21 protein-coding genes are annotated in these 22,770 nt (G+C 63.3%); 3 read left to right on the top strand and 18 right to left on the bottom strand.

The features are described 5' to 3' along the window. Positions 1 to 69: 69 nt before the first annotated feature. Positions 70 to 630, bottom strand: coding sequence for a YbhB/YbcL family Raf kinase inhibitor-like protein (locus ACODTD_RS13640; RefSeq protein ID WP_489104934.1), 561 nt, complete (start codon positions 628 to 630; stop codon positions 70 to 72). 139 nt (positions 631 to 769) lie between these two features. On the opposite strand from ACODTD_RS13640, the gene ACODTD_RS13635 reads away from it, so the two are divergent. Beyond that, entirely contained in the window at positions 770 to 2,299 is a 1,530-nt protein-coding gene (locus ACODTD_RS13635; protein ID WP_489104933.1) for an FAD-dependent oxidoreductase, read from the top strand. Here ACODTD_RS13635 and pgaD read toward each other — a convergent pair. The 13 genes from pgaD to ACODTD_RS13570 all read right to left on the bottom strand — a co-directional run bounded on the left by pgaD (position 2,292) and on the right by ACODTD_RS13570 (position 17,426). Continuing rightward, positions 2,292 to 2,825, bottom strand: coding sequence for a poly-beta-1,6-N-acetyl-D-glucosamine biosynthesis protein PgaD (gene pgaD, locus ACODTD_RS13630; protein ID WP_489104932.1), 534 nt, complete (start codon positions 2,823 to 2,825; stop codon positions 2,292 to 2,294). The two genes, ACODTD_RS13635 and pgaD, sit on opposite strands and share 8 nt — an antisense overlap. Beyond that, complete coding sequence (gene pgaC / locus ACODTD_RS13625) at positions 2,822 to 4,177, bottom strand: poly-beta-1,6-N-acetyl-D-glucosamine synthase (protein ID WP_201817989.1); 1,356 nt, start codon at positions 4,175 to 4,177, stop codon at positions 2,822 to 2,824. The genes pgaD and pgaC overlap by 4 nt, the downstream gene beginning before the upstream one ends. A 1-nt stretch (position 4,178) precedes the next feature. Further along, positions 4,179 to 6,176 carry a poly-beta-1,6-N-acetyl-D-glucosamine N-deacetylase PgaB gene (gene pgaB, locus ACODTD_RS13620; RefSeq protein ID WP_201817991.1) on the bottom strand — a complete coding sequence of 666 codons (1,998 nt, stop codon included), beginning with the start codon at positions 6,174 to 6,176 and terminating at the stop codon, positions 4,179 to 4,181. Positions 6,177 to 6,188: 12 nt separating this feature from the next. Beyond that, positions 6,189 to 8,669 (bottom strand): poly-beta-1,6 N-acetyl-D-glucosamine export porin PgaA, encoded by a 2,481-nt coding sequence (pgaA, locus tag ACODTD_RS13615; protein ID WP_201817996.1) that lies wholly within the window; start codon positions 8,667 to 8,669, stop codon positions 6,189 to 6,191. A gap of 257 nt (positions 8,670 to 8,926) precedes the next feature. Then, a complete protein-coding gene (locus tag ACODTD_RS13610; protein ID WP_011331887.1) occupies positions 8,927 to 10,432 on the bottom strand; it encodes a YdgA family protein in 1,506 nt (501 codons plus the stop codon). Positions 10,433 to 10,631: 199 nt separating this feature from the next. After that, entirely contained in the window at positions 10,632 to 11,267 is a 636-nt protein-coding gene (locus ACODTD_RS13605) for a hypothetical protein (RefSeq protein WP_011331886.1), read from the bottom strand. Between the two features lie 93 nt (positions 11,268 to 11,360). Continuing rightward, the gene (locus ACODTD_RS13600) at positions 11,361 to 12,803 is read right to left on the bottom strand and encodes an efflux transporter outer membrane subunit (RefSeq protein WP_011331885.1); all 1,443 of its coding nucleotides are present in this window, start codon (positions 12,801 to 12,803) and stop codon (positions 11,361 to 11,363) included. Beyond that, entirely contained in the window at positions 12,800 to 13,687 is an 888-nt protein-coding gene (locus ACODTD_RS13595; protein ID WP_011331884.1) for an efflux RND transporter periplasmic adaptor subunit, read from the bottom strand. Before ACODTD_RS13595 ends, ACODTD_RS13600 begins: the two co-directional genes overlap by 4 nt. Next, complete coding sequence (locus ACODTD_RS13590; RefSeq protein WP_007957657.1) at positions 13,684 to 13,893, bottom strand: DUF1656 domain-containing protein; 210 nt, start codon at positions 13,891 to 13,893, stop codon at positions 13,684 to 13,686. Before ACODTD_RS13590 ends, ACODTD_RS13595 begins: the two co-directional genes overlap by 4 nt. After that, positions 13,890 to 15,953: an FUSC family protein gene (locus ACODTD_RS13585; RefSeq protein WP_489104931.1), complete on the bottom strand. Its 2,064-nt coding sequence runs from the start codon at positions 15,951 to 15,953 to the stop codon at positions 13,890 to 13,892. The genes ACODTD_RS13590 and ACODTD_RS13585 overlap by 4 nt, the downstream gene beginning before the upstream one ends. After that, on the bottom strand, positions 15,950 to 16,378 hold the full coding sequence (locus ACODTD_RS13580; RefSeq protein ID WP_011331882.1) for a MarR family winged helix-turn-helix transcriptional regulator: 429 nt from the start codon (positions 16,376 to 16,378) through the stop codon (positions 15,950 to 15,952). Before ACODTD_RS13580 ends, ACODTD_RS13585 begins: the two co-directional genes overlap by 4 nt. 212 nt (positions 16,379 to 16,590) lie before the next feature. Then, positions 16,591 to 16,836, bottom strand: a complete 246-nt coding sequence (locus ACODTD_RS13575; RefSeq protein ID WP_011331881.1) for a DUF2789 domain-containing protein — start codon at positions 16,834 to 16,836, stop codon at positions 16,591 to 16,593. A gap of 128 nt (positions 16,837 to 16,964) precedes the next feature. Further along, the gene (locus ACODTD_RS13570) at positions 16,965 to 17,426 is read right to left on the bottom strand and encodes an aminoacyl-tRNA deacylase (RefSeq protein WP_007957669.1); all 462 of its coding nucleotides are present in this window, start codon (positions 17,424 to 17,426) and stop codon (positions 16,965 to 16,967) included. Positions 17,427 to 17,623: 197 nt separating this feature from the next. Between ACODTD_RS13570 and ACODTD_RS13565 the strand changes: the two genes are divergently transcribed. After that, a complete protein-coding gene (locus tag ACODTD_RS13565; RefSeq protein ID WP_489104930.1) occupies positions 17,624 to 18,151 on the top strand; it encodes an NfeD family protein in 528 nt (175 codons plus the stop codon). Between the two features lie 2 nt (positions 18,152 to 18,153). Further along, complete coding sequence (locus tag ACODTD_RS13560) at positions 18,154 to 18,912, top strand: slipin family protein (protein ID WP_007957673.1); 759 nt, start codon at positions 18,154 to 18,156, stop codon at positions 18,910 to 18,912. Here ACODTD_RS13560 and ACODTD_RS13555 read toward each other — a convergent pair. From ACODTD_RS13555 to ACODTD_RS13540, 4 genes are read right to left on the bottom strand one after another with little or no spacing between them, the layout of a single operon-like run. Then, positions 18,878 to 19,852 (bottom strand): sulfotransferase family protein, encoded by a 975-nt coding sequence (locus tag ACODTD_RS13555; protein ID WP_489104929.1) that lies wholly within the window; start codon positions 19,850 to 19,852, stop codon positions 18,878 to 18,880. The genes ACODTD_RS13560 and ACODTD_RS13555 overlap by 35 nt on opposite strands. Further along, positions 19,840 to 20,625: an aspartyl/asparaginyl beta-hydroxylase domain-containing protein gene (locus tag ACODTD_RS13550; protein WP_489104928.1), complete on the bottom strand. Its 786-nt coding sequence runs from the start codon at positions 20,623 to 20,625 to the stop codon at positions 19,840 to 19,842. Before ACODTD_RS13550 ends, ACODTD_RS13555 begins: the two co-directional genes overlap by 13 nt. After that, positions 20,622 to 21,227: an adenylyl-sulfate kinase gene (gene cysC / locus ACODTD_RS13545; protein WP_221615579.1), complete on the bottom strand. Its 606-nt coding sequence runs from the start codon at positions 21,225 to 21,227 to the stop codon at positions 20,622 to 20,624. Before cysC ends, ACODTD_RS13550 begins: the two co-directional genes overlap by 4 nt. Then, positions 21,211 to 22,725: a TolC family protein gene (locus ACODTD_RS13540; protein WP_011331876.1), complete on the bottom strand. Its 1,515-nt coding sequence runs from the start codon at positions 22,723 to 22,725 to the stop codon at positions 21,211 to 21,213. The genes cysC and ACODTD_RS13540 overlap by 17 nt, the downstream gene beginning before the upstream one ends. Between the last annotated feature and the right edge of the window lie 45 nt (positions 22,726 to 22,770).

Here is a 22,770-nt window from a genome sequence, read left to right as displayed (position 1 = left end):
GAATTGATCCATTCATCCCCTGAGACGGGCAGCCCTTTCAGTTCGGGTTAAACCTCGCCGAAATTTTTTTCAGCGGTGATAACGCCGCACCGCACTGCTGTTGCGCAGCACGTGGCCCTTGATCTTTTCCATCAGTTGGGCGCGGGTCAGGCCGGCGGGCAAGGCGTCCGGGGCCAGATCCAGGGCGTAGATCTGGATGATGTAGTGGTGCGCGCTGTCGCCCACCGGTGGGCATGGGCCGATGTAGCTGGTGGTGCCTTTGCTGTTGGTGCCACCGACGCCTTCAAGGGCCGATTTGGCGCCAACGCCGGCGGCAATCTGCCGGGTCGTGGCCTTGATCCCGTAGTGAATCCAGTGATCGACGCCCGCGCCTTTCTGGCCGTCCGGATCGTGCATGACGATGGCGTAGCTCAGGGTTCCGGCCGGGCCGGCATTCCAGCTCAGGGCCGGCGACTGGTTCTTGCCGCCGCAACCGGCCGCATCGCTGGCCGCCGCCGAGGTGAACAGACGGTTATCCGACACGCCGGGAATGCTGAGGGTGAAACGCTCCTGGGCCTGCGCCGGAAACTGCACGCAAAGGGCGACGGCAACGGCCGCCAGCCAAGGGTTGAGAGAGGTCAATCGGGTCATTCCGGGAGCACCTTGTGCAGTTGGGCCTTCGTCGGCCTGCAAACTATAGCCGTACCGTTCGTGCCGTGGCAGTGGCAAATGGCTGAACCTCGCAATGCGGCCCAAACTCGTAAGAGAAATGCCTGTGAGGAGCACGACCATGACCCTGCACCGTGTCGCCCGTTTCGCCGATGTGCCTGAAGACCGTGGCCTGGAGGTAAAGATCGGCGACTGCAAGATTGTTCTGCTGCGCGTTGCCGGCCAATTGCGCGCCTTTCAGGGGCAATGCCCGCACGCCGGCGCGCCGCTGGCGGAAGGCGCGTTGTGCCACGGCCGGCTGATCTGCCCGTGGCACAAGGCAGCCTTTCGCGCCGAAGATGGCGCCTTGTGCGAGCCTCCGGCACTGGACAGCCTCAAGCGCTATCCGCTGGAACTGCGCGGCGACGAGGTGTGGGTCGATGACCAGCCGCTGCCGGATCCGCAAACCCCGCCGCAGGACGATCCGCGCACCTTTGTCATCGTCGGCGCCGGTGCCGGGGGAACGGCCTGCGCCGCCGCCCTGCGGGAAAAAGGCTTCGGCGGGCGAATCGTGCTGATCGACCGCGAGCCGGACGCCGGCTACGACCGAACGGTGCTGAGCAAATTCGTGCTGTCCGGGGCAATGCCGGCGGCGGAAACCCCGCCGCTGCGCGATGAAGACTTTTACCGCGAGCAGCACATCAACCGGGTTTCAGGCGAAGTCACCGGGCTCGATACCGAAGCCAAAACCCTTCACCTGAGCGATGGCCGCACACTGCATTACGACGCGGCGGTGCTGGCCACCGGCGCAACGCCCAACACGCTGGAACTACCCGGCGCCGACCTGCCCCAGGTGTTTGTCCTGCGCTCAAAAGCCCAGGCGCAATCCATCATGGACGCTGCTCAACCGGGACAGCGCGCGGTGATCATCGGTGACAGCTTCATTGCCCTTGAATGCGCTTCGGCCCTGCGCCAGCAAGGTCTCGAGGTGACGGTGCTGGCGCGTCACGCAATTCCGTTCGCGGCGCAGTTCGGAGAAGCCGTCGGCAAGGCGATCCGGGCGCTGCATGAAGAGCACGGGGTGAAATTCATCAGCGAACACCAAGCCCGGGAGATCACCGGCGACGGCAAGGTCGAGGCGGTGTTGCTCGACAATGGCCTGCGCCTGTCAGCGGATCTGGTGTTGGCCGGAATCGGCGTGCATCCGGCCACCGAGGCCTTTGGCGACCTGCCGCGCGAGAAGGATCAATCCTTGCGAGTCGATGCCGGCCTGCGTGCCGCCGACAGTCTGTGGGCGATTGGCGACATCGCCACCTTCCCGTTGAACGGCCAGGCGCAGCGCATCGAGCACTGGCGCCTGGCCCAGCAGCACGCGCGGATCGCCGCCGCCAACCTGCTCGGTGGCGATGAGCATTACCTCGATGTGCCGTATTTCTGGACCTGGCATTTCGGCCGTAACTACGACTACCTCGGTCACGCCGAGCGGTGGGACGAAGTCGAATTTATCGGCGAACCCGAACAGCCGCCGTTTATCGGGCTGTTCGGGAGCAAGGGCGTGGTGGTGGCGGCGATCGCCTGTGAGCAGGAGCGGGCGATGGCGCTGCTGGCCGAACGCATGAAACAACCCCTGCCGATGGATGAAGCCTGGCGGCTGATTCGCGCCGTCAGGTGATCCGGTTCAACGGCTCGCGGTTGTCGTCGTCCTCGGCGCCCAGGAAGATCACCCGAGGATGCTCCAGCGGCGCCAGCGGTGGCGGCAGCTCTTGCGGCTGAGCCGGCCACAGATGCGGCACCACATGACTGACATCGCCGTCCTGATCGTTGTGGATGGTCATCACGCCCGGCCCGCGCAGCTTCTGAAAGCGGTCGTCATTCAGTTTGAAGCTGCGGCTCAGTCCCTCATCGTCGACCACCGGGGACGGCAGGCGGCGCTGGGCGAAGCTGCGGCTCTTGCGTTGCTGATAGCGCGCCCAGCCGATCAGGATCACCGCGTTGACCACCGCCACCCACAGGTAAATCTGCAAGGTGCCGAGGGCTTCGAACGCCGAGTTGTCGAGACGTGGCCCACCTTCGTGAGTATCAATCAGCGGCCACAGACCGCGTACCAGCAGATACAGCAGGCCGATCCAGGCCAGCACGGTGAAGAACGCATCGAGCAGCACCAGAAACGGTCGTTGCCGGGTCCGGATGATTTTCATTTGATAACCTCCTCTTCATCGTCCCCGAGCGGCTTGATACCCCGGTCGGGACTGACCCAGCGCGCACGTTTCTGGTGTTGGCCGAACAAGACTTTGGGGAAACTGACCAGCGTGGTCAGCAGGCTGACGAGCCAGAACGCGATCGGGTACCACACCACCCAGAACATGGTCCTGCCCAGTCCCGGCTCATAACGCCGGTCGATGACGATGCTGACCGCGAACTGCACCAGGCAGACAAACGCCAGCAGCAGACCGGTGAACGCCGGGGGCATCAGGTGATCGACCGCAATCGCTTCAGGCATGACCACGAACTTGCCGACGGCCCAGAAGATCACCGACAACAGGAACGTGAACGCCCAGCCGGTCGACAGGCAATATTCGAACAGCAGCGGCCACAGGTAACGATGGCGGTACTGCCAGATCCCGCGAATGTTCTTGAACAGCACTTCGGCACCACCCTGGGCCCAGCGCAGGCGCTGCTTCCACAGACCGCGCAGGGTTTCCGGCATCAGGATCCAGCACAGGGCACGGGGCTCGTAAAAGATGCTCCAGTGGTCCAGTTGCAGCTTCCAGCTGATGTCGATGTCTTCGGTGATCATGTCCGGGCTCCAGTAGCCGACCCGGTTCAGCGCCGTGCGGCGGAACGCAACGATCACACCCGACACAGTGAAGATCCGCCCGAACACCCGCTGTGTGCGTTTGATCAGCCCGATGATCGACGAGAACTCGCCGACCTGAACCCGCCCGACCAGAGTCGAACGCGTGCGGATCCGTGGGTTGCCGGTCACCGCGCCCAGTCGTGCGTTGTCGAGCATCGGCGCTACCAGATAAGCGGCGGTGTTCGGCGCCAGCAGCGCATCACCGTCGATGCACACCAGATATTCGCTGCGCGCCGCGATGGCGCCCATGCGCAGGGCCACGGCCTTGCCCTGGTTTTCCGCCAGATGCAGCACCCGCAGCCGTGGGTCTTCCTTGGCCAGCGCATCCAGCACTTCGGCGGTGTTGTCCCTGGAGCCGTCGTTGATCGCGATGACTTCGATGTTCGGGTAATGCTGCGCCAGCGCCGCGTGGATAGTGTCGGCGGCGTTATCGCCCTCGTTGTAGCAAGGGATCAGGATCGAAATCAGCGGTTCGCCTTCCAGCGGTGGCGGCAGGGTGTCGTCCTTCCACGGCCAGTGCCGTTCCCAGTGCAGCCAGAAATACAGGCCACCGGAAATCCACAACCCGGACATGAACAGCGGGTAGAAGAACACGAAGTCCATCAGGAATTGCCCGGTGACCAGGAAGATCAGCCCCAGCGGCACGCCGAGGACGATCGCCAGAACAAGCAGGGCCAGCAGTCTATCCAGCATGTCATGGGTTCCATTTGTTGGAGAGCGCAGGCCGCACGGTTTTCAGGTCCGGCAGGTTCTCGAGAAAGTTGTCCGGGTAGTAGCCGAAACTGGTGGCGCCCTGACGCTTGAGGCGGCTCATCCAGTCGGCCAGTTTCGCGCCGTCGATATCGGCCTGGTTCTTTTTCGTCCAGTCCCGGGCCTGCAATTCGAACACCGTGCGATCCAGCGCACCGGGGCGCTGTTTGATCTTCGCCACCAGTTCTTCGAGCCACGGGCCGGACTGCGCATACGTCTGTTTTTCCATGAGCGGCATGGCCATCGGCGCCGTCCAGTCGTAAGTCCCGAGGAAGTCGTCGAGGTTCTGCGCGAACCACGCTTCGCTGTGCGGATTGAGCACCGGCTCGGCGAAGATGTTGCGCGCGGTGAGCACTTGCGGGCCACGAATCGCGCGCACCTTGGCGGTCAGCTCATTGGTGAAGTCGATCAGGTAGCGGCTCTTGAAGCGCGTCCAGCGCTGCATGGCCGCCGGATCGTCACGCAGGGCGGCGATCGAGTCCGGCAAACCGTTCGCGGCATAAGCCTTCAGCGCCTGCGGGCCGGCGTCTTCGAAGTCCGAAAGCACTGCGTCGTCGTGATAGAGAATGCCGTCGACCGAAGTCAGGCGTGCCACGTCTTCGTAGATCTCGCCGATGATCCGCCGCACTTCGGGATCGAACGGCGACAGCCGTTTGTATTGATCCGGGTCGACTGCGGTCGTGCCGGTCTTCGGATCCCAGCGCGTCACCCGTGGCAACTTCGAATCCAGCTCGAAACTCAGCACCGGCATCCACGCGAAAACCTTCACGTGAGCCCGGGTGCGCAATTGCCAGGCGACGCGGTCGAACAGGTCGGCGCGCATCGGCAGATGACGGTTGGGGAAGTACAGCGAATGGACCAGGCCATCGCCCTTCGGATCGGCGAAGGCTTGCAGGAACACGGTGTTGGCGCCCATGTCGGCCATGCGCTGGATCAATTTGCCGAGGTTGATTTCCTGCTGCGCCGGGTCCGGGTCGTAGACGTTGTCCAGATCGACGTGGACCACGCGCATCACGAAATCCGCTTGCACGCCGACCACGCTGTTGGCGAAGTGCTCGCCGTCAGGGTCGGAAGCCACCAGGAAACGCGGCCCGCTCATCAGGTTGTCGAGGGCATCGAGGCCGTCATCGAGGGTCAGGGCCATTTCATAGCCCTCTTCGCTGACCACGGTCAGCGAGGTTCCGTCAGCCGTCCCGTAAGGCCAGACCCAAATGCGCGGTTTTTTACCGGTGTTCTTGCGGATCTTCTCCGAGATCGCCTGCACGTCGGCGCGGATCCGCGCCTGGAAATCGGCTTCGGATTCGTAGCGTTTGCTCACCGGATCGTAGCGTCGGGTCGCGGCCGCCGGCTGCAGGTTGCCTTGCGGGTTGGCGAGGATGCCTTTGTGGCTGGCGTCGGTGTGGGCGGCGATTTCCACCAGGCCCGATTGCGAGATTTCCCGCACCTGAGCCCAGGTCAGGAAGTCCGAGCGCGGACGCGGTGTACCGGCGAAATCCACCGGTTGGTTCAGCGGCGTGTCGATCCAGGTGCCGACCGGCGCCAGCAGCGCATGCCAGTTGTAGGCGCGCAACACCGGCAACACTCGGGTGTAGAAGCTTGAGTAACCGTCGTCGAAACTGAGCAGGATCGCCTTGGGCGGCAGTTCCGGCCCGCCTTTGCGCGCGGCCATGATCTGATCGACCGTCACCGGTTGGTAGTTGTTCTCCCGCAGCCAGGCGAGTTGCTCAAGCAGGCGCTCGGTGCGCACCGCCACCACCGCCTGATCGGGGTCACGGTCTTCGACGTCGTGGTAGGCAATGCCCAGCACGTGATTTTTCGGCCAGGGCTTTTCATTGGCCGCCAGCGGTCGCTCGGACGGCGGCACGAAGGCCGGAGCTTGCTGGGCGCAGGCGCTGACCAGCAGCACTCCCAGCAGAAGGATGAAACGCGAAATCAAAGGCATCTTCAAACTCTTCTAGAAGCGGAAAGTGAGGTCGACGAGCAGACGCAGATCGGTTTCCCGGTCACCGTCGTAGGGCCGGTTGATCACGCTGAACAAACCGCCCACCTCGAACACGTCGTTCCAGGCGTAGCGCTGGCCGTAACCGAGCAATGCCATGCCGCCGGTGCCGTGATCACGCTGGCTGTAAGTCCCCGCACCGGCCTGGAACTGCTGGCTCCAGGCGGTTTCGTAGCGGTGGTACAGCACGTGATTGACGTTGAGCAGCGGCATGACACTGAAGTCCGACTTCGGGTTGAAGTACGGCACGTCATCGGACTTGGAGTTGTGGCTGGTGCCCACTTCCAGGCCCGCGTCGACTTGCAGGTTCGGCGCGCTGTAGACGCCCTCTTTTCCGGTCAGCAAGGCTTCGACGCGGTTGTTGCCGTCGCTGAAGTGCGACGGGCTGACCGCCAGCCGCCACTCGCGGCTCTCGTTGGCGCGCCAACGGATGAAACCGCTGCCGCCGTTGGCCTTGATGTCGCTGTTCAATGCCCGCAGCGGGGTTTCGGCCGAGAGGTATTCAAGGCTGCCGCCGTATTGCCAGTGATCGTCGATGTCGCGGGCAATCGCCAGGCGAGCGCCCTGCTTGTCGCCGAAACCATAGGAATGGTTCGACACCTCGGCTTCAAGGGTCATGTCGCGGGTGCGACGTTCCAGGCCGACACGCTGGAAGCGGTGGTGGCCGGTGCCTTCGGCAAAATCGCCGGTGGCGTATCCGGCCCCGGCGAACACTCGCCAGTCCTCATCGATCGGCGGGCTGTAAAGGGTGGTCTGGATGCCGAAATCCCGGCTACCGGAGACCGCGCCGGCATCGCCACCGCTGCCTCCGTTAGCCTTGCCGCCATAGGCTTCGACACGCAGCTCGGACATGTCGTGCACTTCACGCTCGCGGGCCAGACGCTGGACCTGACGGTTGTCGGGGAAGCGCGCCACCACGTCATCGGTCAGCGCATCCATTTGCCGCCATTCCTGCAAGTCCATCGCGGTGCGAGCCTGCGCGACTTCCAAACCCGTGTCGCGCGGCGCGATGCTCTCGGTTTCCTTGAGCTGGTTTTCAGCGCGGCGCGGCCAGTTTCGGGCCAGGTACAGATCGGCCTGGGCCAGGCGCAGGCCGATGTTGCCCGGCGCCTGATCCACCAAGGTCTGCAAGCGCTCCTCGCCGTGAGGCAGGTCGGAGCCATAGGTGCCGGCCTGTGCCGCCAGTTGCTGGGCGTCCATCCATTCGTCGTTGGGGTTGCCGATCGGCAGGCCCTTGAGTTCGACGCGCGGCTTCTGCGCACTGGCCTGATCTTCAGCGACTTTGCGCGCCTCTTCAGCGCGGTCGCTTTCCAGCAGCGAGTAATACAGCGCCGTGGTGTCTTCGAGTCGGTCACCGACATCGGCATCTGGCGCTGCCAGCACCTGACGGTAGAGATCGGTGGCGATTTCCGGCTGGCGCTGATCCAGATAGGACGCCGCCACCCAGCGCAGGGCGTAGGTCGGGATCTTCACGCCTTCGGCTTGCAGCTTCTGATATTCGCTGATGACTTCGGCGGTGCGCGCCCGTGCCTTGAGTGCGCCCAAGCGGTCGATGCGCCAGCGGGTCACGTCGTCGTGGGCGGTGGCGTCCGGAGTCCAGGTGGCGAGGAGCTGGTCGTAGTCGGCCAGGGCGCGGTCGGCGATCACGTAGCGTTCTTTTTCGCTGCGGGTGGCCAGTTCGGCGAGGCGCACGCGTTCAGCGGCCAGATCGCCTGCCAGACGCCGCAAGGTGACCGGATCGATCAACCCCGGACGCTGTCTGGCAAGACGCAGCGCCGGCTCCGGCAGACGCGCCTTTTGCAGGGCGACCACGTATTCGCGGGCGACCTCGGGTTTGTTGCCGGCGCGGATGAAGGCCTGGTCGTATTCGAACAGCGCGTCGTACGGCTTGCCGGCGCGATTCAGGGCGTAGCCCAGCGCCAGTCGGCGGGAAGGATCATCGGGTTTGGCGGCGACCAGCGAACGGGCGCGGATCACCCCTTCGTCAGGCTTGCCGGAGTCGGCCTGGGTCAGCGCCAGACCGAGTTGCAGGTCAGCGTTGTCCGGCTCCAGCGTCAGGGCCTTGTTGTAGACCTGGATCGCCTGATCCCAGCGTTTCAGGTTGCGGTAAGCCCGGGCGGTGGCGGTCAGCGCCTGAACCGGCAGTGCACGCTCACGGCCCTGAGTCTCGTAGACCTGCACCACTTCGGCGTCGAGCCCGGCCCAACTGGCGATTTGCAGGTGATCGCTGACCTGGCCGGTGCTGGCCTGGGCCGGCGGCACCTGACGCAACACGCTCAGCGCGGGCGTGTAATGCCCGGCCCGGGCGTCAAGCACCATTTGATCGTAGGCCGTGTCGGCGAACGCGAACGCCGGCCAGAGCAACTGGCTGCACAGCGCGACTCGAAACAAAGGGCGTAAACCACGATGTAATACAGGACCATCAATACGCGGCATTCGTCAGCATCCTTACATGGCCAGCCGGGTAGCAACGCCCCCCTTGCCCAATTCGTAACGGAGGCCAGGTCGATTTGCCTGGCCAAGCTTATCCAAGCAGTCTTGCACGCAAGCGTAGGTCAATATTCAGAACACAATAATTGTTCAGATTCGTGACGATGGCTGGCCCCGGCTAACCGTTAACCCGGATGCCAGAAAGCAAAACGCCCGGCGTCTGCGGGTGCAGAGGCCGGGCGTTTCGGTGACGCGTGGGGCGTTTACTGAGGCTGTTCGATACTGCCGAACTTGCTCATCAGGAAGCCCACGAACTGCTCGACGGTCATCTTCTGGCCGTTGAATTCAACCTGATTGGCGGCGTAATGCAGCTTGGTGACAACGTTGGTGCCATCCAGTGTCGCCAACTGCGAACCAACGGCCATGCCGGCGAACATGTCAGCGCCAGCGCTGGCCTGGTCAACGATGGCCTTGGCATCGGTCTGGCCATCGATTTGCGCCTGCACGCTGAGCAGGTCGACCAGCATCGGCTTGGACACCAACACATTGATGTCCAGCAGCGCGATCAACTGTTTGCCCAGTTGATCCGGTGGCAAGTCCATCGACGCAGGCTTGGTCAGATCAAGCACCAGATTCGCCCGGCTTTCGCCGTTGGCGGTTTTCAGCGACAGGTCTTCCAGCGCCAGTTGCGGCCCGGCCGCCAGCAGTTTCTGCAGGTCGGCCTTGACCTGGGTCGACTCGGCCTCGGTCAGGTTCAGCTCCGGTGCCGGCAGGCCGGCGGCGGTGGCTTCGGCAGCGGCTTTTTCGTAAGGCTGCAGCTTGGTCTGGTAGATCTGCATCAGCGACATCGCCGACGGGATGTCGAGGTTTTTCAGGCTCATGGCCAGGTTGGCCGAACCGATCTTCTTGTCGTTGAGGGTTACTTCAGCGACCTTGTAGTCGGCACGGCCGGAGGCGTTGCTGCCGTTCTCTTCGGTACGGTTCTTCATTTCGAAGTTCTTCACACCCAGCACCGACTGCTTGGCGCCGAAGGTGGTCTTGCTGCTGGTCAGTTCCAGGGTGTTCTCGCCGGTGTAGTAGCCGTAGGTGCTTTTGGCGAGATTGCTGGCCAGGGTCAGGCCATTGAGTTCGATCTGCACCGGCGTCTGGTCTTCGGCGACCGTGCTCAGGTGCAGGCTGTCCATGTAACCGTTGGCTTTGACCTTCTGGGCCTGGGCGCTGGCGGAAATATCCATGTTCAAGCCGGAAAACTTCAGGTTCGACTTATCATCCAGCGCGGTTTCCAGTGGCAGCAGTTCGAGGTTGCCGGTGGTGGACTGGTCGTAGCCGATATTGACCACACCTTTGAGCGGCGCCGCGCCCTTGGTGGCGGCAAACCATTTTTCGGTGATCGGGGTCTTTTCCAGTTCGAAGTGACTGGTGGCCATGACCGGCAGCCATTTCAGCGAAACCAGACGCGAGAACGGCAGCGGGCCGTGTTCGATGTGGTCGACGAACAGCAGCTCGACCGGCGCTTCGCCGAACATTTCACCCTCGCCCTTGAGGCGATAGTGCGCGGTGCTGCTGAAGGTGTTGCGCTCCAGCGACACCAGCTCCAGCGATGCACTGCCGTTGGAGCCGGCCATGGCGGTCTGCAACTCGCTGTTGGCATTGGCGACGGCATTATTCAGCACGCCTTCGATTTTGGTGCCGGTGTACCAGGCCCCGCCTACGCTGATGGCGCCAATGGCCACAACAATTCCGAGAAGCACGCCTGCTGATTTATTCATGAATGACCTGATCGATTTCCGTGGCTGAAAGTGTGGTCGTCTTCCCTGAACCCGTGACCGGGCCGTGGCGCGACTCCGCTGAATTTAGCGGTGGAGATTAGCACCGGGCGCGCCTGGTAGCCCAATGTTTAAAGGTTAAAGAGTGTCGACAAGACATGGACAAACAAAAAGATCGCCGGGTTCGGCGATCTTTTACTGATCAGGAATATTGCACCTCGATTTCATCGAGCTGATGATCGAAGCTTTTCAGCCGCGCGGTCCAGGTGTACACCAGCACTTCGAAATCCCGGTCGATCACCGCTCCGCCCGGCCCGTCGCTGCGCGGGTCGCAAAAATCCAGTTGATAACGCTCGCGGGCCATGGCTGTGGCGACGTCCGACAGTTCGCGGGCGTTGTTGAGCCAGTGCCAGCCGTCGCCGGCAACTTGTCGGTCGAGGGCCAGACATTGTTTTTTCAGGGCTTCGAGGCTTTTTTCCAGCGGCGTGCCAGTGAGCTCGCCCATGACTTCGGCGAAGGTACGCCCCGGCTGCCAGTAGCCGCCCCAGAAATAGCGGTCGAACACGGTTTCGACTTTGCGCAGCGCAACTTTGGTGTCCCAGATCAGCAGCAGTGTCTTGCTTTGCTCGAGCTGGCGTTTCTTGAGTCGTTGGGTCTGCACCAGCGCCGACGCCACGACCACGATCGCCATGACTGCGATCAACGCCACGGTGCTGTCGAGGAAGACCATTGCCTTGTCAATCTGATGAGCCAGCATGATGCCGTAGAAATAGGTGGCCGACAGCAGCACCAGGGCTACCAGGGCGCACCAGAAGCCGAGAGCGTAAGGGTTTTTCATTATTGGTTTCCCCTAGACCTGCGCTAGCGATGTGCACTGAAAAGGCGCCTGGTTCGGGGCGCCCTTTCAATACTTCAAAGCATAGCAACGGCCTCAGGGTTTGCTGGCGCTCGAGGCTTGCGTTCGTCCGCTTTCCCAACCGCCGCCCAGGGCGAGGAACAAATCGATCTGGCTCATGGCAACCTGGGTGTTGGCCGCGGCCAGTTGCGCGGTGACATCGGTGTAGGTGCGGGTGGCCTGCAGGTCGGCGAGGAACGACTCGCGGCCGGCCTGGAAGAAGCGGTGCGTCTGGTCCGCCGCCAGTTTTGCCGACTGTTCGGCATCGGCCAGTGCATCGCGGCGTTGCAGCAGCGCGGAGTACTGGGACAGACCTGTCTGGGTTTCGCGGATGGCGTTGAGCACCACGCCGTCGAAATGCGCCAGCGCGCCCTGGGTCGTGGCTTCGGCTTCACGGATGCGGGCCCGGGCGCCGTTGGTCGGCACGCTCCAGCTCAGCGACGGGCCGAAGCCCCAGCGGTTGGTGGACGGTTTGCCCAGGTTGTCGAGAATGCCGACGGTGCCGATCGTCGCGCCGAAACTGATGTCCGGGTACAGCTCGCCGGTGGCGATGCCGATACCGGCGGTCGCGGCCGCCAGACGCCGCTCGGCCTGGCGGATGTCCGGCCGGCGCTTGAGCAGCGCGGCGCCGTCACCGACTGGCACCAGTTGGGCGATTTTCGGCAGCTCGGCACAGGTCGCGGTGCCGGCCGGCAATTGATCGACAGGCTTGGCCAGCAGCATCGACAGCCGGAACAACCCGGCCTGCCGCGCCGCCTCATAACGCGGCATGTCGGCGCGCAAGGATTTGAATTGGGTCTGCGAACGGGTCACCTGGGTTTCGTCGCCGCGCCCGGCATCGCGCAGACGCTGGATCAGGCTGGTGCTCTGGGATTGCAGGTCGAGGGAATGCTGGGCGATTTCCTGTTCCTCGTTGGCCGCGCAGACCTGGGTGTAGGCCCGCACCACGTCGGCGACCAGAGTGATGCGCGCGGTATCGGCCGCGGCCTGGGTCGCGTCGGCGTTGGCCTTCGCCGCTTCGATCCCGCGTTGCAACGTGCCCCACAGATCGAACTGATAGGACGCACTGATGCCGATATCGCCGATGTTGGCCACCGGCACTTTCTCCGGCAGCAGGAATGCCTCGCCGGATTCCTGCAAGCGTTGCGCGCCCATCTTCACGCCGCCGCTCCAGCCACCGGCCGCTTCGGCTTCATCGACCTGCGCACGGGCCCGCGACAGGTTCGCCGCCGCCACCCGCAGATCGGTGTTGGACGCCATGGCCTGCTGCACCAGTTGATCCAGACGCGGATCCTGATACAGCCGCCACCAGTCCGCCGGCACCGGGGCCGACACCACCGGTTTGCCGGCCACCGCCAGGTCGCCCTGGAAATCCTTGCGCTGGATCGCCGCGTCTTCGGGCACGTGGTAGTCCGGCCCGACCATCGAGCAGGCCGACAGCATCATGCCCAAACCGGCGATCATCAGAGCCCTGCTCATTTGGCGGGCTCCTGCGGTTGATCGTCGATGATCGACACAGTGGCGGTACGCCCGGCGATCATGCGGAAGTCATCCGGCACATCGTCGAAGGCAATGCGCACCGGAATCCGTTGCGCCAGACGTACCCAGCTGAACGCCGGATTGACGTTGGGCAGCAGGTTGCTGCCGCTCGAACGGTCACGGTCTTCGATGCCGGCGACGATGCTTTCGACGTGCCCGCGCAGGCGAGCGCGGTCGCCGATCACGCGGATATCCACCGACTGCCCGACATGGATGCCGTCGAGTTTGGTCTCTTCGAAATAGCCGTCGATGTGGAACGAATTGCTGTCGACCACCGACAACACCGGACGCCCGGCGGTGACGAATTCCTGCGAGCGTGGCGCACGGTCGTTGACGTAGCCGTCCACCGGGCTGCGGATCACCGAGCGATCGAGGTTGAGCTGAGCGCTGTCCACCGCCACCAGCGCTTCGGCCAGGGCCGATTGCGCGCGGGCCACTTTCGACAGGCTTTCTTCCAGCTGTTCGGCCGGCACCAGATTGCCCAGACCACGGTTACGCTTGGCTTCACGCTGCGCCTGAGCCAGGGTTTCTTCGCGATCGGCGACCGCCGCCCTGGCCTGGCGCAGCGCCAGTTTGAAACGGTCCTGGTCGATGCTGAACAGCACCTGGCCGCGCTTCACCAACTGGTTGTCCTTCACTTCGACCTGCTGGATCAGCCCGGACACGTCCGGGGCGATCTGCACGATGTCGGCGCGAATGTGGCCGTCGCGGGTCCAGGGCGCGAACATGTAATACATCACCATGCGCCAGACCACGACGACGGCGAAAGTCACGATCAGCAGCGTCAGGACGACGCGACCGAGGGTCAGAAACGGTTTTTTCATGTCATCAGGTATCGACTGAGTGAATCCACGCCGTACAGCATCACGGCGTAGAGAGCCACGTTGAACAATGCCCGGTGCCAGACCAGACGGTAGAAATGCAGGCGTGTGAGCACGCCGTGTACCAACACAAACAGCACATAAGTGATGCCCATCAACACCAGCAGGGTCGGCAGGAATATGCCGCTGATGTCCAGATCACCGATCATAGGGGCGCTCCTTCGGGCAGCGGTTCTTCGGGCTCTGCGTTGGAAACGAATTCCACGCCGGGCAACAGCGCCAGGCGCAAACCGCTCAAGGCATGCAACAGGTTGAGTCGGGTGTCTTCATCGCCGTGGCCGCTGAGCGCACGGCGGGTGCGATCCATGGTCATCAGCAGGGCGCTCGGCGCCGGCAGGCGTTCCCCGGCCTTGAGACAGGCCCGGAAATACTCGCCAACCTCAGCCACTACTTGCTTGAGCAGCGCGTTCGGCGCGCCCGTCACTCGCGGCGTATAGGCGAGCAGGTCGAGCAGGTTCAGCCCCACGCGCACTTCGCGCATGGCGATGCCGGTGTCCTGCCCGGTCAGCGCCAGACGCGGCAGGTGCTGCATCAGGCGGTCGAGCAATTGCACGCCGAGTTGTCGATGTTCGGCGAGGTTGGCCGGTTCGGTCATGCTGACGATGTCTTTCCAGCTGAAACGGGTCAGGCGTTTGGCCGCCAGTTCGGCGCCGAACGGCCGGGCGATCAGGGTCCAGATAAACGCGAACAACAACCCAATCGGGCCCGCCAGGTTGGAATTGACGAAGGCAAAGAAGTCCGCGTCGTAAGCACCGGAAATACTGATGAACGACGAGGTGTTGACCAGCGTCAGCAGCATGCCGAGGTAGAAACGGGGCTGCACCGTCAGGGTGCCGACACAGATGAACGGCACCGCGAACGCCAGCACCAGCATCGGAAAGTCATGCAGGTTCGGCAACACCAGAAACAGGTACAGGCTGGCGAACAGCACCGACATCCCGGTCCAGAAAAAGAACCGGTAGATCTGCGGCGCCGGGTCGTCCATCGAGGCGAAGAAACTGCACGACACCGCCGCCAGAATCACCGCGCTGCCGCCGTCGGTCCAGCCGAGCAGGATCCACAGTACCGAGGCGACGATGATCGCCAGGATGGTCGAGGCCACCGAATACAGCATCAGCCCACGGTCGATGAATGGCGTCAGGCGACCGAGGCGCCAGTGGCGATAGACCGCGCGCCAGCTGTCCTGGCGCTCGCACAGGATCGCGTCCTGCAGGCTGCGACAGTCCTGCCACAGGTCGATAAATTCACCGAGGCGGTACAGCGCGTTGGAAAACAGCAACTGTTTGCGATCTTCGAGGGCTTCGGCGCTCGGTTGCAGCGCTTCGAGCTGATCCCGCAGGGCTTGCCAGCGGCCGAGATCGGCGTCTTTGTGGTCGAGCCATTCGCGGGTCGCAGTGAGCAGCGGCGCGAACTTTTCCACCAGCTCGGGCGTGCGCCGTTCGAGGGCGTAAAGCGAGTCTTCGAGGGCATCGATCACCGGCAGCAGGTGAATCATCCGCCCGCGCAGTTCCTTGGTGTTGCGCACCGTCTGCGGCCGCGCACCTTCGTGCGGCAACTGGCCGATCATCAATTCCAGGCTGTTGAAACTGCCGACCATGGCCATGCGCAGGGCGGTGACTTCCTCGGGCTGCACGTCGCGGCTGAGGAATTTCAGGCTGTAGGTCGTGGCGTCGGCGAACCATTTGCCCACGGCATCGTTGAACACCGGTGCCAGGCGTCGTGGCCAGAACATCGCACCGACCACCGCCGCCACGGCGATGCCGAGAAAGATCTCTTCAGTCCGCGACTCGGCCACGTCCCACACCGCCAGCGGGTTATCCACCACCGGCAGGGCGATCAGCGGCAAGGTGTAGCCGGCCAGCATCAGCGCGTAGTTGTTGGCGGTGCGCAGGTGCAGGGACAAGAACAGCAAAATCCCCGTCCACAAGGCGATGACCACCACCAGCACATACGGGCTCTGGACGAACATCGGCACGAACAGCACCGCCGCCGCAGCACCGAGAAACGTGCCGATCGCCCGATACAACGCCTTGGAACTGGTCGGCCCGAGGAAAGGGCTGGAAACGATGTACACCGTGGCCATCGCCCAGTACGGGCGCGGCATCTGCATGAGCAAGGCGATGTACAGCGCGGTCATCGAGGCCGCAAACGTGCGGACCCCGTAGAACCAGTCCCGCGCCGGGGGCATGCCGGAAAAGAACCCGTTCACGGATTGATCACCGTTGGCGGAGTGGCCGCCTCGAAAGCTCTCAGTACTCGAAGCGTAGCCTCCAGATCGCGCTGGTCGATGCCTTCGAGCACTTCATGACGCAGACGCACCAGTTGCGCCTCCACCGCTTGCACCAGCTCACGGCCGGTGTCGGTCAGGCTCAGGCATTTGGCGCGACGGTCCTGGGCATCTTCGGTGCGGCAGACAAATCCGGCGTGACACAACTGATCGAGCAGGCGCACCAGCGACGGCGACTCCATCCCTGCTGCCTGCGCCACCTGCACCTGGCGCACCCCCTCGCCCAGCCGCCCGATCATCAACAACGGGACGGCGCAGGCTTCGGAAATTCCATAGTTGACCAGCGTGGTCTGGCAGATCTTCCGCCAATGCCTGGCGGCCACCACCATGGCACTGCTGATGTTCATCTGGAGAGCGTCGAGGTTATTCGGCACGAGGGAATGCACACACTGTTAGTTTGCTAACTATCAATATCGCATTGGTGGGGAAATTCAGTCAAGTTTTGAAACAAATTCATGTCCGAAGGCGAATTCAGAAAAACTATCTCAACCTGACTTTTGCGCTGATTTTTTTACAGCTCACAAATTTTTTTACATTTCGGTCTTTTCGATCATTTTTTTTACATTCCCCGCCCCTTCCTCAACATTACATCCAACTGATCCACCACCTCCGCCCAATCCGCATCATCGAGAATTTCGTCCCGCAGGAAATCCGCCTGGCTCTTGCTCCAGAAAAACGCGTCGCACAGGTGCAGTTCCGGTTTGAGCGGGGAATGGGTGGCGATGAACTGGTCGATGCTGACCGGGTCGTTGTCCAGGCCGAGTTGCTTGAACAAGGATGGGAGGCTGTGCGTCGGGTTTTCCATGTCGGAACTCCTGCGAGATTTATAGGGTGTGAAAGATTTTTCGCGAGCAGGCCCGCTCCCACAGGTTTAGCGCAGAACCTGTGGGAGCGAGCTTGCTCGCGATGGCGTCGGCACAGACGCTAAAACAGCTACTGACTCAACTCCCGCACCTGCGCATGCGGCACCATTTTCAGGAATTCGGGCATGCTCATGTGCAGCAGGTTGTTGTGGTTGCCGGCTTCCAGGTAGATGTCTTTCTGCCGGGTCAGCAGCGGGTCGATGACCATGTCCAGGCCGTATGAATCGCCCAGTGGCGGTACGGCACCGCGTTCGCAGTCGTCGAAAATGTGCGCCAGATTGCTTTCGCGGGTGATTTGCCATTCGCCGCTGCTGCGCACCTTGCTCAAGTCCAGGTGGCGGCTGGCGGGCAGCACCGCCATCAGGTAGTGCCCGTGACGGTCGTCCAGGATCACCGATTTGGCCACCCGCTCTGCGGCAATCCCGGAGACCCGCGCCGTTTCCAGGCTGCTGGACGAGTGCGGGTGGGTGACGATGTCATATTCGCATTGCGCCCGGTTGAGGCTGCTCTGCACTTTCTTGGCCATACGCATGATGCACCTCGGTGCCCGCCGACGCTGCGCGGCGGACGGTAATGAAACGCTGTGGCTGTCCTTCAAAGTCTAGTCCCGTCGGCCGCGCACACCGGGAAATCCGCCCACTGGCGGGGCGGGGAGAATTGATCAAAATTCATCCAGCCACAGCCTCAACTAGACTGTAAGAACAACCCCTGACTCTCGCGGAGGGTCACGTGAACATCCGTTGCTGTGCGTTTGCCCTGGTGCTGCTGAGTGGATCGGTGGTTGCGGCAGATACCCCGTTTACCGCTGTGAACCCGGTCGGTCTGTGGCTGATCACCTTGGGCATCGCGTTTCTGATCGCCGAAGCCGCGCTGCCCAACTACGGGGTGATCGGCCTCGGCGGCATCGTCATGTTCGTGATCGGCGCGCTGATCCTGAGCAACGCCGAACTGCCGGTACCGATGATGATCGGCCTCGGCCTGGTCAGCGCCCTGTTGCTGATCGCACTGTTGATCCGCGCCCTGAAAACCCGACCGCGCCACCCGGTCAGCGGCGATGCCGGCCTGCTCGGCAGTGTCACGGCGGTGACCGTGGTGCAACCGGAAGACAGCCGCAACGGCTGGGTGCAGTTGCAGGGAGAACGCTGGCAGGTGCTGAGCGCCACGCCGCTGCACACCGGGCAACCGGTGCGGGTGGTCGGGCGCAAGGGTCTGTTGCTGCAAGTGGCCGCGACTGACGCGGCACCGCTCGGAGAGTGATCATGGGTCTGCAAATCGGTTTTGTCGCGCTGCTGCTGTTGCTGATCGCCCTGGCCGGCTCGACGTTCCGCATCCTGCGCGAATACGAACGCGGGGTGGTGTTCCAGCTCGGACGCTTCTGGCAGGTCAAGGGGCCAGGGCTGATCCTGCTGATCCCGGTGGTGCAGCAAATGGTCCGGGTCGACCTGCGCACCATCGTCCTCGACGTGCCGCCACAGGACGTGATCACCCGCGACAACGTGTCGGTGAAGGTCAACGCGGTGCTGTACTTCCGCGTGCTCGACCCACAGAAAGCGATCATCCAGGTTGAAGATTTCCTCATGGCCACCAGCCAACTGGCCCAGACCACCCTGCGCGCGGTCCTCGGCAAACATGAGCTGGACGAACTGCTGGCCGAACGCGAACGCCTGAACATCGACATCCAGCAAGTGCTCGACGCCCAGACCGACGCCTGGGGAATCAAGGTCGCCAACGTCGAAATCAAGCACGTCGATCTCAACGAATCGATGGTGCGCGCCATCGCCAAGCAGGCCGAAGCCGAACGGGAGCGGCGAGCCAAAGTGATCCACGCCGAAGGCGAATTGCAGGCCTCGGAAAAACTCATGCAGGCCGCCGAAATGCTCGGTCGCCAGCCCGGCGCCATGCAACTGCGCTACATGCAGACCTTGAGTTCGATCGCCGGCGACAAGAGCTCGACCATCGTCTTTCCGTTGCCGATCGAACTGCTCAAGGGTATGGCGGATCTGTCGGCGAAATCGTGAGCGCACGCAAGCGTTCCAGCGCGACATAGGGCGCACGGGCGCAATCTTCGATCCGTGCCCGCAACAGCGCCGATGCCTCCCGGCGTTTGTGTTCGCCATCGACGACAAAGGGTTGTGACGGCTGCTTCGCGTGCTGCGCCGTCGCTGTCAGCGCCTGTTCACACTGCGTGGCGCTGAGCCCGAAAAACCGCGCCAGCCGCCCGCTCATCGCGTCGGGCAATTCGCTGTAATTGACCGCCAGCCCGGCAGACTCACGACAATGCACCCACCCCGCCTCCAACAGGCGCCCCAGGCGCCGGGCGATGAAGTCCTCACGCCCCTCGAAGGGCAAATCATCGTCCAGCACACAATCGCCGAGCGCACCCGGCACCATGTGCAGGCCGGGGCGGCGCAGGTGCGAGACGGCGATTTCCAGCGGATCGCGATAGACAAACAGCCACGGCGTATCGGCAAAACACTCGCGCAGCAGCGGCCATTCGCCGATGTTCCAGGCGTCGAGCTTGATCACCAGCCGCTGCTCCGTACCGCGCCGCCGCTGACCGTACGCCGAGAGCAATCCGGCGATGGCCGCGCGGCGTTCTTCGTCCGGAAGACCACTGCGTAGCAAGGCATCAAGGGGCGGCGGCTCCGAGACCACGATGTGATCGTCGAGCCGGGCGAGCATCTGGCTGATCAGCGTCGAACCGCAACGCGAGGCGTGCAGGATGAAGGCGCTCGGCGGCAGCCCCGGACTGAGCGCTTGCCAATCCATGAGCGCCGACAAGGGTGTTTGCCGGCGAAACGCCTGATTGAACGGCAGGTGCAACGCGTCTTCGACGGCCTCACGAAAGAACGGCTGATGCAGCGGCGTGTCACCAAACCAGCACCAGTCGACCTGCCATTGCCCGGCGGTTTTCCAGACGCGGATCGGCAACCAGCCGTCGAAATTCACAGGCGCCATTGTTCGTTCCATGACCGGCGACCGTTGCGCATCGCCGCCAGCAGTTCTTCACGGGAAAAGTGCAGACCGCGTTCAGCGGCCAGCGCCAGCGTCTGAGCGGTGAATGCGTCAGGGTCGTGCAGTGCCTGCAACGTTGCGGACAGCAACGGATCCGTGACCAGCAACCGTTGAAAACGCTGCAGCGCCGTCTCCGCGCCATCAGGCAGCGGAGTGCTCGGCAAACCGTCAACAATCATCTGCTCCAGCCAGGGCGCGGGGCGGCAATCGAGCACCAGATGAACCCGTGCCGTGCGGTCGCGATTGTCGACCCGATGCGGCCGGGCAAGATCAAGAAACCAGCATTCCCCGGCCCTCATCGGCATCCGCTGGCCGTCGAGCCAGAAGTCCACGGCAGGCGGACTGAGCAGCGGAATGTGCAGGCGCAAATCGGCGTCCGCGCCCTCAAGGTCGTAGTCGCGATGTTCATGAATCTGTCCGCCCGGTCCCAGTCGCAACAGCCGAGCACTGACGATTTCCAGCGGCAGATCCCGCAGGGCCTGCTGCCAGCGACGGTCATTCAGCCAAGGGGGGCGTTGAACGGGTTCGGCACTGCCGGGGGACAGTTCGGTCAGCGCGTCGGCGGCGGAAATCAGCGCCACACCGCTCCAGTCGCCGGCGAAATAAGCGGTGTTGAAATGACCGCGCCAGGCAGCGTCGTCAATCGCCGCCAGCGCCTGCAACAGCAATGGCAGATCCGCGGTCAGCGGCAACCGTGAGAACGCCGGCCGGCTCATGCCTTGGGCAACACCGCGGATTCGCCGAGCCAGGTCAGCAACCGGTCGAGACAGGATTCGACCGTCAGCGTGCCGGTGTCGAGCACCAGCGAAGCCTGGGCCGGCGCCTCGTAAGGCGCCGACACGCCGGTGAACCCGGCCAGCTCGCCACGCCGGGCCCGGGCGTAATGCCCTTTCGGATCGCGCTGCTCGCACACTGCCAGCGCGGCGCTGCACCAGACCTCGCGATAATCCTCGCCCAAACGGCGGGCAAACACTTCGCGCAGTTCCGCCAACGGCGCGATCATCGCCAGAATCACGATCTGCCCGTTCTCCACCAGCAACGCCGCCAGCTCACTGGCGCGGCGGATGTTTTCCAGGCGGTCGGCATCGGTAAAACCCAGGTCACGGTTGAGCCCGACGCGCAGGCCATCGCCATCGAGCACCACACTTTGCAGACCACGACTGAACAACTCGGCATGCAACGCCTGGGCAAGGGTCGATTTGCCCGCCGCCGGCAAGCCGGTCAGCAGCATTGCCGTGCCGCGATGGCCGTTGCGGGCCTCGCGTTGGGCACGGCTGATGCTGGCGGTCGGCGCCAATACGTCACTGCGCGGCGGCATGGGCCACCGGCAGCGAAATATCCCCCGAGGCCCACGCGGCTTCGCGGTTGGCCAGCGCGGTGGCGATCGACTGGACCTCGGTCGACTGCACCTGATCCGGCAGCGGATCGAGGCCAGCGCTGGCGAAGATCTGGCCATAGGCGTTGCGCAGATCGGCGTAGGACAGATCGCGACGCAGATCGGCCTGCAAGGTGTTGAGTTCGCCCTGAATCAGGTCCAGCTCACCAATGCCGTCGGCCTGACGACGGTTGCGCAACTGACCGACGATTTGCCCGTCGATGTCCGACAGTTGCTGGTTGGTCTTGAACTGGCGCAGCGCCTCCTGATAGTTGGCGTTGGCCACGTAGAGCTGCGCCAGCACTGCAATCGACATCGCCTGACGCCGCGCGGTTGCCACTTCTTCACCGGCCTTCGCCACATCGATGGCCGCCGGGGCAGAGATCACGTTGAACAGGTTCCAGGTGACTTTGACGCCGTAGTCGGCCCAGCCCTGTTCGACCAGGAACGAGTTGCTGTCGTAGTGCCCGCCGGCGGAGAACTCCAGACCCGGCAGCAGACGCAGCATGGCCTTGCGGGTTTCGGCGGCGCTGATCCGGGTCTGGTAATCCTGCTCGCGCAGTTCCGGACGGCTGGTCAGGGCTTCCTGTTCGAGTTTGCTCAGATCGACCTTGAGTTCCGGGATCCGGTAACCGTCATCGGTGGCCAGGGTCAGGTTGGTGCCCAGCGGCAGGTTGATCAGGGTCGCCAGTTCGGTTTTCGCCAGCGACAGCGCGCGGCGTTGTTCTTCCAGTTGCCGGGTCGCTTCGATCAGCGAACGCTGATAACCGAGCGACTGCACCGGATCACCGATGCGCTGTTCGCTCATGCTTTCGCTGTTACGGCGGGCGGTGTCGACTCGCGCCATCAGGCTGTCGATCTGCTTGAGCAGACGTTCGGCAGCCATCGCCCGCCAATAGGCCGAGCGCACGTCCTGAACGATGGTGTTGATCACCTTGCGTCGGCGCTCCTGAACGATCAGGCGCTGGTCGCCCTGCTGCTTGGCGCTGATGTAGCTGACACCGAAATCGAGGACGTTCCAGACCATGGTCAGGTCGGCGACGTCACGGTCGCGGTCCTGTGAGGTCGACGGTTCCAGAGACTGAGTGCCGGTACGCACACTCTGGCTGCTGGAGGCGCTGACGTTGTTACGCCCGACGTAACCGGCGTCCAGCGCCATGCGCGGCAGCATGTCGAAACTGGCGAGGTCGAGCTGCCGCTTGGCCAGCGCTTCCTCCATGATTTTCAGGCGGCCTTCGAGGTTGTATTTCACCGCGCGGGCCATCGCCTGGTGCAGGGTCAGCGGCCCGCTCAGCGGTTCCTGGCCCTTGTACATGCTTTGCAGGTCGGCCCGGGCCCTTTGTTCGCTGACACTGCGCTCGATCGGTTCACTGGTCACTGCACATCCGCTGATCGCCAGCGCCAGCAGGCTGGCGCCGAACAACTTCTGACTTTTCTTCATCCCTGGATCGCCCCTAGGTCCCGCACATATGTGAGTTGTTGTGTG

It is taken from the genome of Pseudomonas sp. FG35 (assembly GCF_057809295.1).
The sequence above is the reverse complement of the archived record's forward strand: the minus strand, read 5'-3'. Positions and strand labels throughout refer to the sequence as shown.

Excerpts from the sequence above, each read along its gene's own strand:
- ACODTD_RS13610 (WP_011331887.1), bottom strand. The coding sequence starts at position 10,432 with ATGAATAAATCAGCAGGCGTGCTTCTCGGAATTGTTGTGGCCATTGGC.
- ACODTD_RS13570 (WP_007957669.1), bottom strand. The coding sequence starts at position 17,426 with ATGCGTATGGCCAAGAAAGTGCAGAGCAGCCTCAACCGGGCGCAATGC.
- ACODTD_RS13605 (WP_011331886.1), bottom strand. The coding sequence starts at position 11,267 with ATGAAAAACCCTTACGCTCTCGGCTTCTGGTGCGCCCTGGTAGCCCTG.
- ACODTD_RS13600 (WP_011331885.1), bottom strand. The coding sequence starts at position 12,803 with ATGAGCAGGGCTCTGATGATCGCCGGTTTGGGCATGATGCTGTCGGCC.
- ACODTD_RS13550 (WP_489104928.1), bottom strand. The coding sequence starts at position 20,625 with ATGAGCCGGCCGGCGTTCTCACGGTTGCCGCTGACCGCGGATCTGCCA.
- pgaD (WP_489104932.1), bottom strand. The coding sequence starts at position 2,825 with ATGAAAATCATCCGGACCCGGCAACGACCGTTTCTGGTGCTGCTCGAT.
- ACODTD_RS13575 (WP_011331881.1), bottom strand. The coding sequence starts at position 16,836 with ATGGAAAACCCGACGCACAGCCTCCCATCCTTGTTCAAGCAACTCGGC.
- ACODTD_RS13640 (WP_489104934.1), bottom strand. The coding sequence starts at position 630 with ATGACCCGATTGACCTCTCTCAACCCTTGGCTGGCGGCCGTTGCCGTC.
- ACODTD_RS13590 (WP_007957657.1), bottom strand. The coding sequence starts at position 13,893 with ATGATCGGTGATCTGGACATCAGCGGCATATTCCTGCCGACCCTGCTG.
- ACODTD_RS13555 (WP_489104929.1), bottom strand. The coding sequence starts at position 19,852 with ATGGCGCCTGTGAATTTCGACGGCTGGTTGCCGATCCGCGTCTGGAAA.
- pgaC (WP_201817989.1), bottom strand. The coding sequence starts at position 4,177 with ATGCTGGATAGACTGCTGGCCCTGCTTGTTCTGGCGATCGTCCTCGGC.
- ACODTD_RS13580 (WP_011331882.1), bottom strand. The coding sequence starts at position 16,378 with ATGAACATCAGCAGTGCCATGGTGGTGGCCGCCAGGCATTGGCGGAAG.
- ACODTD_RS13540 (WP_011331876.1), bottom strand. The coding sequence starts at position 22,725 with ATGAAGAAAAGTCAGAAGTTGTTCGGCGCCAGCCTGCTGGCGCTGGCG.
- ACODTD_RS13635 (WP_489104933.1), top strand. The coding sequence starts at position 770 with ATGACCCTGCACCGTGTCGCCCGTTTCGCCGATGTGCCTGAAGACCGT.
- ACODTD_RS13560 (WP_007957673.1), top strand. The coding sequence starts at position 18,154 with ATGGGTCTGCAAATCGGTTTTGTCGCGCTGCTGCTGTTGCTGATCGCC.
- pgaB (WP_201817991.1), bottom strand. The coding sequence starts at position 6,176 with ATGCCTTTGATTTCGCGTTTCATCCTTCTGCTGGGAGTGCTGCTGGTC.
- pgaA (WP_201817996.1), bottom strand. The coding sequence starts at position 8,669 with ATGCCGCGTATTGATGGTCCTGTATTACATCGTGGTTTACGCCCTTTG.
- cysC (WP_221615579.1), bottom strand. The coding sequence starts at position 21,227 with ATGCCGCCGCGCAGTGACGTATTGGCGCCGACCGCCAGCATCAGCCGT.
- ACODTD_RS13595 (WP_011331884.1), bottom strand. The coding sequence starts at position 13,687 with ATGAAAAAACCGTTTCTGACCCTCGGTCGCGTCGTCCTGACGCTGCTG.